Annotated in this window: 12 protein-coding genes; 1 reads left to right on the top strand and 11 read right to left on the bottom strand. The window is 26.6% G+C overall.

All coding sequences use genetic code 11. From position 1 onward, the window contains the following. Window positions 1-121 precede the first annotated feature (121 nt). The 6 genes from ACRCYC_RS12810 to ACRCYC_RS12785 all read right to left on the bottom strand — a co-directional run bounded on the left by ACRCYC_RS12810 (window position 122) and on the right by ACRCYC_RS12785 (window position 7157). Entirely contained in the window at window positions 122-1573 is a 1452-nt protein-coding gene (locus tag ACRCYC_RS12810) for a PLP-dependent aminotransferase family protein (protein WP_438619536.1), read from the bottom strand. Between the two features lie 122 nt (window positions 1574-1695). Next, window positions 1696-3051, bottom strand: coding sequence for a sensor histidine kinase (locus ACRCYC_RS12805; protein WP_438619535.1), 1356 nt, complete (start codon window positions 3049-3051; stop codon window positions 1696-1698). Window position 3052: 1 nt separating this feature from the next. Beyond that, entirely contained in the window at window positions 3053-3715 is a 663-nt protein-coding gene (locus ACRCYC_RS12800; RefSeq protein WP_438619534.1) for a response regulator transcription factor, read from the bottom strand. Window positions 3716-3741: 26 nt separating this feature from the next. Next, window positions 3742-4476, bottom strand: a complete 735-nt coding sequence (locus ACRCYC_RS12795; protein ID WP_438619533.1) for a PepSY domain-containing protein — start codon at window positions 4474-4476, stop codon at window positions 3742-3744. 538 nt (window positions 4477-5014) lie between these two features. Beyond that, window positions 5015-6916 (bottom strand): ferrous iron transport protein B, encoded by a 1902-nt coding sequence (gene feoB / locus ACRCYC_RS12790; RefSeq protein ID WP_438619532.1) that lies wholly within the window; start codon window positions 6914-6916, stop codon window positions 5015-5017. 22 nt (window positions 6917-6938) lie between these two features. Beyond that, window positions 6939-7157, bottom strand: a complete 219-nt coding sequence (locus ACRCYC_RS12785; RefSeq protein WP_438619531.1) for a FeoA family protein — start codon at window positions 7155-7157, stop codon at window positions 6939-6941. 219 nt (window positions 7158-7376) lie between these two features. On the opposite strand from ACRCYC_RS12785, the gene ACRCYC_RS12780 reads away from it, so the two are divergent. After that, on the top strand, window positions 7377-7697 hold the full coding sequence (locus ACRCYC_RS12780; RefSeq protein WP_438619530.1) for a (2Fe-2S)-binding protein: 321 nt from the start codon (window positions 7377-7379) through the stop codon (window positions 7695-7697). A 190-nt stretch (window positions 7698-7887) separates the two neighbouring features. On the opposite strand, the gene ACRCYC_RS12775 is transcribed toward ACRCYC_RS12780, so the two are convergent. The 5 genes from ACRCYC_RS12775 to ACRCYC_RS12755 form a co-directional block, all read right to left on the bottom strand. Further along, window positions 7888-8784 carry a D-alanine--D-alanine ligase gene (locus ACRCYC_RS12775; protein WP_438619529.1) on the bottom strand — a complete coding sequence of 299 codons (897 nt, stop codon included), beginning with the start codon at window positions 8782-8784 and terminating at the stop codon, window positions 7888-7890. A gap of 122 nt (window positions 8785-8906) precedes the next feature. Beyond that, window positions 8907-9491, bottom strand: coding sequence for a hypothetical protein (locus ACRCYC_RS12770; protein ID WP_438619528.1), 585 nt, complete (start codon window positions 9489-9491; stop codon window positions 8907-8909). A 155-nt stretch (window positions 9492-9646) separates the two neighbouring features. After that, window positions 9647-10516: a cation diffusion facilitator family transporter gene (locus ACRCYC_RS12765; RefSeq protein ID WP_438619527.1), complete on the bottom strand. Its 870-nt coding sequence runs from the start codon at window positions 10514-10516 to the stop codon at window positions 9647-9649. Between the two features lie 383 nt (window positions 10517-10899). Next, on the bottom strand, window positions 10900-11979 hold the full coding sequence (locus ACRCYC_RS12760) for a uroporphyrinogen decarboxylase family protein (protein ID WP_438619526.1): 1080 nt from the start codon (window positions 11977-11979) through the stop codon (window positions 10900-10902). A gap of 514 nt (window positions 11980-12493) precedes the next feature. Further along, entirely contained in the window at window positions 12494-13567 is a 1074-nt protein-coding gene (locus ACRCYC_RS12755; protein ID WP_438619525.1) for a DUF362 domain-containing protein, read from the bottom strand. Window positions 13568-13651: the final 84 nt, after the last annotated feature.

Here is a 13651-nt window from a genome sequence, read left to right as displayed (position 1 = left end):
TTTTAAATTATAGTTTTAATTTTAACATAAAATACCAAGTAATATTTTTACAATTTTTAACATTTATTTTTTTATTAACAAAATAAGAGATTACCTTACAATTAAGGTAATCTCTTATTTTTTATAACTCTTCTATACTTTTCCCAATAACTTTTATACCTTTTTCTATATCTTCTAATGATACTCTTGAAATTCCTAATCTTAAAGTATCATATCCTTTTCCATCTGTGTAAAATATATCGCCTGGCATAAATATAACACCTTTTTCATAACATTTTCCCAATAATTTTCTTGAATCTATTCCTTTTAGTTTAATAAAAATATGTAATCCACCTTCACCTAATACGTATTCACTAGGTATATATTTTTTTACACATTCATAGGCAAAATTAAATTTATCTCCATAAAATTTTCTTATTTTCTTTACATATTTTTCAAAAGCTCCATTACTTAAATAATCATATAATATAGCTTGATCTAAGAAAGATACATGTATACTTTTACATCTTTTTACACTTTCTAATTTTTTTATAACATTTTTATCACATAATATCCATCCCAGTCTAAGCCCTGGAAATAATATTTTTGAAAAACTACCAATATATATTACACCATTATTCAAGTTATCAAGGGAAGCTATTGGGAATATATGTGAACTTGAATATAATAACTCTTCATTAAATCCATCTTCAATTATTGCTACGTTATACAATTTCATTAAATTATAAAACTTATATCTATCCTTAGGACTCATAACTATACCGGTTGGATTATGGTAAGATGGAGTTATATATGCAAATTTAATTTTTATATTTCCTTGTAAACTTTTCAACTTATCTTCTAGCATATTAAAATCTAACCCATATTGATTTATATCAATACCTATTATATTTAAACCTAGAGATTTAAATATTTTTATTGCAGTATTGTGGGTAGGATTTTCACAAATTATATAATCTCCCTTCTCTGTAAAAGAAGCTAACAATAAATCAAGTCCCTCTGTAAATCCATTAGTAATTAATATATCTTTATTTGTAGTATCTACCCCTTTAGTATTCATATACGTAAGTAAATAATCTATTAGTGGCTTATATCCTTTTGCATATCCGTAATTTAATATCTTATGCCCTTCTATAGATATTCTATTTAAAAATGATTTTTTTAATTCATCTATGTCAAACAATTCTCCATCTGGAGATATACTTTTAAAAGATATTAAGTCTGATCTCCAAGGTATTTCTTTTTTTACAATATCCATGTTGTTAGCTATTTTGCTGTATTCATTTTCTAATGAATCAAAATCTACATTCCAAGAATTATTAGAAGCTGTCTTTTCGTGATTTACAAATGTTCCTTTACCTGAAATAGAGTATATTATGTCCTCCGCTTTTAGTTCTTCATATGCTGCTACTATAGAATTTCTACTTACATTTAGAAATTGACTAAGCTCTCTTGTAGATGGTAGCTTACTATTATTTGGAATCAAACCTTTATTTATCATAACATCTATATAATTTTTTATTTGTATGTATATTGGTTCTTCTTCATTTAATTTTAAATCTGAAAATAACAATTGATCACCCCTTAAGAGTCTTAATTTAAAATATAGAACATTATTACTTATTATAATATCAACTATTTGATATAAAGTGCAATTAAAAAACAAGGATAAAGTTAAATCTTTTTATCCTTGTTTTATTGATTGCACTTTATAATAATCTCAGTTCCTCTTCCAACTTCACTTTTAATATCTAATTTATAATTATAAATTTTTATTATTTGTGATGCAATTGATAATCCAATTCCAAAACTATTGTTGTATTTTCTCGATTTGTCTACTCTATAAAATTTATCTGTTATCTTTGGAATTTCATATTTATCTATTCCAATTCCATTATCTTTTATAGAAATGTAAACATCTTTGTTTTCTAAATATGCACTTATATTTATAATTTTTTCATTCTTGTCACAATATTTTATAGCATTATCTATAAATATTATAAAAAGTTGCTTAAAATGTTCTTTATTCATATAAATATACAAATTTTCATCTATTATCAAATCAAATAATAAATCATCTCGTGTAAGTTCAAAATCATATATAATTTCTTTTATTGATTTTCTTAGATTTATTTTAACTATTTCATTATCTATTTTAACTTCATTATCTATATTTTCTAGTTCTAGTAAATCATTTACGAGCTTAGTCAATCTATCTACTTCTTCTAAACTTATTTTTAATGATTTTTCTAAAACTATTTCGTCATTTTTTCCCCATCTATCCAACATTTTTAAATGCCCCTTTAAAATTGTCAGTGGTGTCCTTAATTCATGGGAAGCATCTTGCACAAATTGTTTTTGAGTCTCAAAAGAATTTTCTACGGAGTCCATCATTTCATTAAAAATTATATTCACTTTATCAAATTCATCTTTTGGATTTTGTATCACCACTCTACTATAAATTCCTTTTTCTTGAATTTCTTTCATGGTAGAACTTAATTTTTTCAGCTTTTTTATAAACTGTTTAGATATATATATTCCTGCTAATAAACTTATTAAAAGTCCCATTACTAGCATAATAATTATTATAGGTATTGTATTTTTGATAAAATCCTTATACAATTCGCTTTCTTTTTCTATATACATATAACAATCATTATTTTTTATATTTACAGGTATAATTAACGATACCTTATCATCATCACCGTCAAATCTTAGATTAGTTTTAGCTGAATTAGGTTTATAAAATTCAAAATGGTTAAGCCCATGGTCTGTCGTATTTAATAAAACTTGATTATCTGAATTATATATAATTGCTTCTATATCCATAGAATCAGCTATTTTTCTATGAATATCATCTGAGTCATTATTATTTAATAAAATTTCAAGTTCTTTACCCCTTGACTTTATTTCTTCTTTTTCATACTTAACTGTCCAAATTCTAAAAACTATAAATTGCGATATATAAGTAATTAAAAATATTAATACAATAGATATAAAAGATACAAAAGACATTTTCCAAAATGTTGAAACTTCTTTTAATTTTTTCATATTATCTTATAACATATCCAATTCCACGAACAGTTTGTATATAATCATTATTTTCAAGCTTGCTTCTCAAATGTCTTATATATACATCTACTACATTAGTTTCTGCATCATAATCATATCCCCATACATGTTCTAATAAATAATCTCTACTTAATACTTTGTTTTGATTTTTTATTAGCTGTACTAGTAATTCATACTCCTTAGTAGTTAAATTTACTTCTTCATCGTATTCTTTTACTATTCTAGCCTCTATATCTATATTTATATCTTTGAAATTTAATATATTACTTGTACTTTTTTTTGTATTAACCCTTCTTAGAATCGATTCAATCCTTGCAAGTAGTTCCTCTATTGCAAAAGGCTTAGCAATATAATCATCTGCTCCTATTTGAAGTCCCGATACCTTATCCATAACACTATCCCTAGCTGTAAGCATTATTATCGGTGTGTTTTTTAATTTTCGTAGACGTCTACAAACTTCTAATCCATTTAATGTTGGTAGCATCAAATCTAATATAATCATATCATAATCATTTTCTAAAGCTTTATTTAATCCTTCTTTTCCATCATTAGCTGTATCAACTTTATAGCCTTCATACGATAGTTCCATATTAATAAATGATGCTATATTTTCTTCGTCTTCTATTATTAATATTTTATACAAAAACTCACCTTCTTATATTTTATTTATTAATTTGCACTTTTCTCATTAGACTCGGCATTATTACTTTCTATATCTTTAACTTCTTGTTTTTTATCTGAGTCTAAATTATAATTTTCTACATCCACTATTTTTCCAGTTACTGAATCTACTTCTATTTCTTGTATTATGTTATTCTTATCTTTTATTTTAAACTCATATACTATAGACATAGTATCTTCTTCTATTTCTTTATCTACCCCAATAACCTCACCTTGTATCCTATTTAAAGCAATATTTTTTAATTGTTCTTCTGAAAACTTACTTTTAGATTTTATTTCATTGTAGTTGTAGTCTTCTTTATTATCATTGTATTTATTGTTATCATCATCAGAATATTTATCATTATAACTTTCTATATCTATTATAGCTCCAGTTTTTGAGTCTAATTCAATTTCATTTATCATATTATTTTTATCTTTTATCTTAAATTCATAAGCTAATGCCATATTATCCTCATCTATATCTTTTTTAACTCCTACAATTTCACCTTGTATTTCTTTTAATGCTATTTTTTCTAATTGTGATTGTGAGTAATTTACATTTGATTTTACATATGCGTATGCAGTTCCTGCGCCTAATACACCTACTGCTACTGCCCCTGTCAAAGTTATTGCTATAAACTTCTTTATTTTTTTATTTGATCCTTTTAATTTTTCTATTCCTGCTCCAATACCTTCATTCTTATAAGTTTCTATTTTATTTTTTATATCTTCTTTCTTCATTTTTATTTCCTCCGTTTTATTTATATTTTGATTATAAACTCATTATATATTTTGATTGTGAAAGTTACTTTAAATAAAGATTAATTTATCTTAAAAATATTATTAAAATTTTTTAATGTTTATCCTAATATAAAAAGTCTCTTCTCGTTCTATATCTAATATATTTCACTTCAAATAAGTTTTATCATAAACAAAACTTCAACCTTATATATACTCAATAGAAATTATATATAATCAGCATACCTATTATATTTATTGTTAATCGTATACTCCTATTAAATATGCTATCCATTTTTATCTTATATAATATTATAAGTATAAAATACACAAATTAATATTCATTTCATTAGCTATTATTTGCGAGAAAAAAGCTAGTCATTTTGACTAGCTTTTCCTAAATTCACATTATTTTTTCTGCCATGATATTAGCTATAGTAAATATGCATGATAATATTGCATCTAGATTCCAATCATTTTCCATACATTCATGCCTATCTAAAATTCATATAAAACATAATCACCTTTTACTAATTATGTTTTATATAGCAGTTTTTAATTTATTATTCATTTTTATCTCTTTATTTAAATCTAAACGCTTAAGCTTTCTATATACAATCAAACATATAGAATATATTATTATAGTTCCTATAATTAAACTACTTAAATTATAAACTTCAAATCCTGATGTTATCAAAGTTCCTATTTGATATACATAAAAAGCTCCTGCCCATGCAATAAAGAATTGATATAAGAATGATATTAATGTCATTTTAATTCCATATTCTTTATGCATAGTTGCAAGCGCCGCTATGCATGGAGTATATAATGCACTGAAAACTAAAAATCCATATGCAGTTACTCCTGTAAACATTGTAGGCAATACTGTATTTAAATCTCCGTAAAGTATTTCCATCGTAGCTACAACAATTTCCTTAGCTGAAATACCAGTTATTATAGATACACCTGCTCTCCAATCTCCAAATCCAAGTGGCGCAAATATAGGAGCTACTATTTTACCAATACTAGCTAAAAAACTATCGTTTATTTCAGGTGTAAATCCATTAAAGTTAAATGAAGATAACCCCCATATAACAATTGACATTGCAAACATTATAGTACAAACCCTTACTAAAAATCCTTTAGATTTATTCCATGTATTTTTAATTAATTGTCCTAATGTAGGTATAGAATATTTTGGAAGTTCTATTATAAACGGTGACATAGAATATGAATTTTGACTCTTAGTTATAAATAGCGCCACTCCTATTGCTACAACTATTCCTATTAAATATAATGAAGTAGTAACTAATGCTGCATTTTTAGGGAAAAATATTGATACAAACATAGCATATATAGGTAACTTAGCTCCACAAGTCATAAGTGGTGCTATAAGCGCTGTTATCTTCCTATCTTGTTCACTATCAAGTGTTCTAGTTGACATTATAGCCGGTGAAGAACATCCCATACCCATAACCATAGGTATAAAAGCTTTTCCTGACAATCCAACCTTTGTCATTATTTTATCCATTAAAAATGCTATTCTAGACATATATCCACTATCTTCAAGTAGAGTCAGTCCTAAAAACAATACAAATATTAGCGGGAAAAACGGCAATGCTCCTCCAAGTCCACCTATAATACCATCTACCACTAGTGAGTAAAACCATGGACTTGTATTTGCTATAAGTTCGCTTACAGGTACTTGTACATAGGTTTCTATTGCGCCTGCAGAAAATTTTTGTAGAGGCCCTCCTACCCAATCAAAAGTAAATTTAAATAATGTATATAGTAACCCTATAAATATTGGATATGCTAGTATTGGATTTAAAACTATTGAATCAATTTTTTCGCTCAAAGTTTCTTCATTTCTTTTTTCTGTCTTACTACATTTATTTAATATTTTTTCTAACTCTTTATATGTACTATCTTCATCGTTGGGATAATCTTTATATATAAATAATGAATCTAAACTTTCTAATATAGTTTTTTCTAATAGTTTAGCATCTACGCCTTTCTTCGCAATCATAGGAACTACTTTTACCCCTAAACTTTTCTCTAAACTTTTAATATCAACTTCAATTCCCTTTTGCTTTGCTATATCTATCATATTTAAAACTAATACTATTGGTTTATTATATTTCATAAGTTGAGTTGTTAAATATAAATTTCTAGATATATTAGATGCATCTACTATATTAACTATTACATCTACATTCTCACTCTCTAAATAGTTTTTAGATATTTTTTCTTCATTTGAAAAAGTATCCATTGCATATATACCCGGTAAGTCAACAATATTTATATCTTCCCCTAATTTTCCTTCTCTTTTTTCTATAGTTACCCCTGGCCAGTTACCTACCCTTTGTTTAAGTCCTGTAATTGCATTAAATATAGTTGTTTTACCAACATTTGGATTACCTAATAAAGCTATATTAATCATAATTTCACCCCTATATATTGTTCTATTTTATTTTTATAAATTCTGCTTCTTTTTTTCTAATGGCTATATCGAAACCTCTAAAATTAATTATAATCGGATCGCCTAGTGGTGCTATTTTCTTTATTTGTATAGGTGTTCCTTCTGTACATCCCAATGATAACAATCGTCTAGTAAATGACCCATTTCCTTGTATATAGTCCACCGTTCCTTTACTCCCTACACTCATTTGTGTGATATCCATTTTTAGCCCTCCTATTTTTTAATAATCATTTTCATATATTTTATCATATTATTTGATAACCGTTTTCATGTTCAATTAAATCCTAACACACTTGATAATCATTTTCAATATTTAAAATATATTTTAAATTAATTTAAATATTCCTAATTTTCTTTTGAAAAAATTTATATATTGTAATATACTATACTTTAACTAAAAATTTTAAAAAGGAAATTTATTATGGCTGGAGATAGAATAATATGTCATTGTAAACAAGTTAGTTACATAGACATAAGAAAAGCGATGGTACAAGGGGCTCGTACTTTAGATGAAATAAAGAAAATGACAGGTGCTGGAACAGGGTGCAGTAAATGTTGTGGAGAAATAGAAAAAATATTAGCATCTGTTTGTGGATGTAAAGAAGTTTCTCTTGAAGATGTTGTTATTGCTGTTAAAAATGGAGCTACTACAACTGATCAAGTTGCAAAAATCACAGGAGCAGGATCTGACTGCGGTAGATGTAAAGCCTTAGTTCAAAATATAATAGAATTAAAAAGATAGACTTTGATTTTTAAAAATCAAAGTCTATCTTTTTTCGAATTGAAAATAAGCTACTTAAATTGAACTTTATATGAGTTATATTAGCGTAATTCGTCGATAGCCATATAAAAATACCCCAATTGTTAGATTTTTAGTCCAACAATTGGGGTTCAGTACAAATTTAAATAGATTATCTTTATCCAAACTAATTTTAGCTTAAAGAATATTCTATTATTTTATCTATTAAGTCACTAAATTCAAGACCATTAGCTTTTGCACTTCTTGGTATTAAACTAGTTTCTGTCATTCCTGGTAATGTGTTAAGTTCTAATACATAAGGTACTCCATTATTTATTATAACATCTACTCTTACATATGCCTTACAATTAAAAGCAATCCAACAACCTTTTGATATTTCATTTACTTTTTCTTGTAATTCTTTTTCTAGATATACAACTTCTTCAGTTGCTCCATTTTGATTATATTTAGATTCAAAATCGAAAAACTCTGAATTAGCAACTATTGATATTGTTGGGAATACATCTCCATTTAATATAAATGATGTATATTCTCCCCCTTTTATATATTTTTCTATCATTACACAATCATCAACTTCTAATCCTTTTTTAACTGCTTCGTACACTTCGTCTTTTGATTTTATTAAAAATGTGGCTACACTAGATCCTCCACTATTTGGTTTTATAAATACTGGATAACCTATCTTTTCTATTTCATCATAATTTATTTCATCAAGATATCTAACTACTGTCCAATCTGCTGTTGGTAAATTAGAATCTCTCAATATTTTTTTAGTCATATTTTTATCCATACATAAAGCACTTGTTAATGGATTACATCCAGAGTATGGTATCTCCATTGCTTCTAATATCGATTGTACACAACCATCTTCTCCAAATTTACCATGTAGTGCTAAAAATGCAAAATCTATATCATCACTGATTTTAGTAAATATATCTTTTTTATCGTTTAATACTATTTTTACTACATCATATTTATTTTTATCTATTCCATTAAAAACTGCTTCTCCAGATTTTAATGATACTTCTCGTTCTGAGGATATTCCACCCATTATTATAGCTACTTTCATATATCTCACTCCTATTTATTTTCCTGTCAATTATACTATATCGTTTTGTATATTAGTAGTATATGTTTTATTAGTACTATATTAAAGTACCACTTGCAGTTTACTTTTAGGGTTTAGTGGTCTTATATATCATAATCCTCCATTTTTTGTCTTAATTCAAATTCTTTTAATTGTCTACTTTTATCAATATTTTCCACTAAATTTGATAATGCATTAAGAACTATATAGAATATATATCCACTAAATCCACTTAATACACCATATAATAAAGCTATAGGTTCCCATTTATAACCTGCATATCCACCAAAAGGAGTCATAATAACTTGCTTTTGCATCGCTAATATAATTGCTGAAATCACCGCTAGTACTAAAACAATTTTAGACACTATATTCAAATGTTTAGATATTTTACATGGTTCATATTTAAAAGTTCCTTCTTCATAAACAATATAATCACATTTTAGTTCTTCTTCTGTATCTTCTGCAGGTTTTTCTTCTTCAATTTCATAATCACCCTCTTCATGTTCTTTTGGAGGTGTCATTAATTCATCTACTATTTCTTCTCTCTCTTTATCAGATTCTTCTAATGTCTTTCTTATGTCTTCTTCCATGTGTTCTATGTTTTTTTTCGTAGTTTTTTCTAATTCCTTAGCTTTTTCTTCTAGCTCTTTTAATGATTTTTTAACTTTGTCATTTTCATTTAGCATGATATAGCCTCCTAAAATATTTTGTAGTCGTCTAAGAAATTTTTTATTTATACTTAGATGGCTTTATTTTCGTTGTGTTTATTATTTACCCAAAAATCATTAGATTACTTACATATTTATAATTTTTCAATAAATAGATGTTTTATTTTAGTATCTTAATTATAAAAAGGCTCCATATGAATTATTACTTGAGCATTTTCATTTATATTAGCTTTTATTGCTTTTTCTATTTTATGATCTAATTCATGAGATTTTACAATAGTTATACTAGGATCCACCATGACATGCATATCAATATACGCATCACTTTCACTTCCTCTACTCCTAATATTATGAACATCTTTAATTTCTTTGAAATTTTTAAGAATTTCTCTTATGTTTTCTTCATCAATAACTGCTCTATCTACTAATACATCAATTGTTGATTTAAATATTTCATACGATGCATGTAATATAAATCCTGCAACAACCAAAGATGCAATTGGGTCTATTATAGATGGAAGTCCTAATCTTACTCCAATTAAAGTTGCTAAAACCCCAATAGATACAAATATATCACTTTTAGTATGCAGTGAGTCTGAAATAAGTATATAACTATTTAATTTTTTACCTATTTTATATTCATAACTACACACAAATATATTAATTAATAAAGTGATTACTAATACTATTAAACTTTCAATTGTTATTGTTGGTGTAATTGGGTTTGAAAATCTTCCTATTGATTCTATAATTACTTTTCCACCTATAAAAAATAGCATCGCTCCAATAAAAAGCCCTGATATAACTTCAAATTTTTTATGCCCATATGGGTGTTCTTTATCTATTGGTTTAGATGCAAGTGAAACTCCTATTAACCCTACTACATTAGATGTTCCATCAGATATTGAATGAAATCCATCAGCTGTCATACTGGAACTTTGAATTGATGTACCTACTATTATTTTTAGTAATGCCACTCCTAAATTCGCTATCAAAATTATAAATAAAACCTGTTTTACTTTTTTGTAATTATCAACTACCATGATTCTTCCTCCTTTTCTCCAAATAAAAAAATCCATGGAAAAGTTTTTAAACTATCCCATGGATTAATAATTCCACTGCTTATTTAAAGCCCAACACTTCAAAAAGTGTCTGATACATTATTTTAATGTTAAAATATAATTGTATTTTATCAACCAAATATATTCGTGTCAATATTATTTTTTAAAATCGAACAATTTTTTATTAACTCTATAAGTATCCTTGATGTTTTTACTACAATATCACAATTTTCATTTATTTCATAACCGGTTGTTTTGACTCTAAAAACATCATTTATAAATTTAGCATTATTTTTTTTACAAGTTTCTTAAAATACCTTTGATATTTCTTTATATAATTAAATTTGTCTTTAATTTTAACATATTTAAATAAAATCAACTGATTCTCCCATCTTAATACCTGCACTATATTTCTTAGTAGCTTCTGTAACAGCTTTTATGTTTTCAACAGATGCACCTGCTGGTATATCACATCCTGAAGCTATTATATATCCCCTTGAACTATCACTTGCTTTTTTTATACACTCTTTAACACTTCTATCTATATCTTCAAGCGTTCCATTTCTAACAATAGATACCGGATCTATATTTCCTACTATGCACATCTTATCTCCAACTATAGGTTTAAGTTTTTCAATATCTTCACAGTTATCTACACTAAATGCAGATAAATTCATATTTGAAATATCTTCCCATATACCTTGAGTTTTTCCACATATATGGAGTGATGGCTTTTGCCCTGTTATTTTATATATTCCATCTATCGTTTTTTCAAGATAAGGCTTTGCAAATTCTCTAAATTGCTTAGGGCTTATTATATTAGCTGAAGACAGTGGATCTCCTATCCCACAAACTAATCCATAGTTTTCATAAACTGCCCTTATATAAACTAAGTTACATTCGGTCATAAAGCTCAGTAATTTATGAAGATTTTCTTTATCCTTTATCATATCTCTGACTAAATTATTAGTGCCTCTAACTGCTGATGCTGCACTAATTGGCCCAGATACACCACTTCCTACACTTACTGTTTTTCCTAGTTCTTTATTTATTTTTCCTAAAGATTGCAATATTATTGGCAATCTTCCATCTTTAAATGGATTTACTATATCCATATTTTCTAACATTTTGTAATCTTTTAAAATTGGATCTATTAAATATGAAGCTCTATTTGAACTATATCCCATTTTACTTCCTAGAGCTTCCCCCATGCCCCTTAATGTAACATTAATTCCTGCACTTTCTGCTCCTAATTCTCTTACTATATATTTTTCAGATTCTAACATTTTCTCAGAATCAAAATAATATTTTTCTACATCTATGCCTGCATAAACAGCTGCTGTTTCTTCAAACATTAAGCTACAAGGCAATCTATCTACTCTTTCACCTTTAAAATATGCATTTTTTCTTTCTATAGCATTCATTTCATCTTTAAAAGCTTTCATAAATATTACCCCTTATCTAATGTCTAGTTTTAAAAATATTAATAGAATTAATATTCACAATTATTTTGTTGTTTTTCATTTTACTATACTTACCCTTTACTTTCTATAAATATAGAAAATACAAATAGTTAAATGTTTACATATATTTTTTTACTATCATTAATTTTTTCTAACCTATATACTAATAAACGTCAACAACAACTTAGTATCTCTTTACTATCCTTTTTCAGGTGCGTTTTCATTTACTTTCATTTTAGGATTATAAAGAGTATATATATTTTCGCCTTCTATACATATATTTAAAATTATTAACCATTAAACAACATATATATTACTTTAAATCTACACTATTTATCAAAATTCATAATACTTTTCTTCATTTATGTTATAATATCCTATATAGAAAATAAACTATGCTAACACACTCACTGATCGATTAGTTTGTTTTCTATGAATAAGGGCAAGTGAATTTTCCATGGATTCACTTGCCCTTACACTTTAAATAATATATAACTTAAAATTTAATCAATTCGTATTTAATATTTCCCATACCCATTTCATAGGCATATTCTATAACTCTAATCCCATTAACAGTCGGATGTGCATGTTTAAAAACATCATGTTTCATTTCCTCGCATACTAAATCATAACAAGCCTTATCAAGGGCTACAGGATCTTTAGATGCAAGTATACCTATATCATGAGCTATCGGTCTTCCAGACCAAGGCACACAATCACAAAGCGGAGTTACATTCATAACAAATGTTATATATCCAACTTTATTTTTTTTATTATTAACTGCTCCATATGCATACTCTGCCATTTTTTCTACAAATATATCAGAATCAGTTTCCCACTGTATGGTAACAGCTCTAGTAGGACAAACAGTAGGACATTCACCACATCCATAACAAATCTCATGATTTATTTTAGCCTTTTTATCTTCCATTTGTATAGCCCCTACTGGACATGACTTAGCACATTTACTACAACCTATACACTTTCCTTTATCAACTTCTGGTTTTGCATCGGAATGTTGCATTTGTTTTCCTGGTGCACTTGCACATCCCATAGCTAAATTTTTAAGAGATCCTCCAAATCCAGCCATCTCATGACCTTTAAAATGACTCATTACAATCATAGCTGATGAATTATATATTTCTCCACCAATTTTAACAATATCAAAATGTTTTTTATCTATTTTTACATCTACAGAATTTCTACTATATAATCCATCTGCAATAACTATAGGGGCATTTACAACAGAATATGCAAATCCATTTTCTATGGCTGTCGTTATATGGTCAACTGAATTTGTTCTACTTCCAGAATAAAGAGTATTTGTATCTGTTAAAAATGGCTTTCCACCAGATTCTTTCACTTTATCTACAACTTGTCTAACAGCTACTGGACTCATATATGTAGTATTTCCTTTTTCTCCAAAATGGAGTTTTATGGCTACCTGATCATTTTCATTTATTAAATCATTAAATCCTGCTCTTTCAAATAATCTTCTTACATTATTAGGCATATTCTTACCTTGAGAATTAGAATATAAATCACAATAATAAACTTTTGATTTTCCCATATAAGTATTATCTCCTTATTTTATATATATAATTTTACATACAATAGTTATTTATATACAACATTGACTAGTTTAATTCCTTTT

The sequence above is a fragment of the Paraclostridium sp. genome (assembly GCF_051657365.1).
GTDB lineage: Bacteria > Bacillota > Clostridia > Peptostreptococcales > Peptostreptococcaceae > Paraclostridium.
This window is presented reverse-complemented; position numbering and strand designations above follow the sequence as displayed.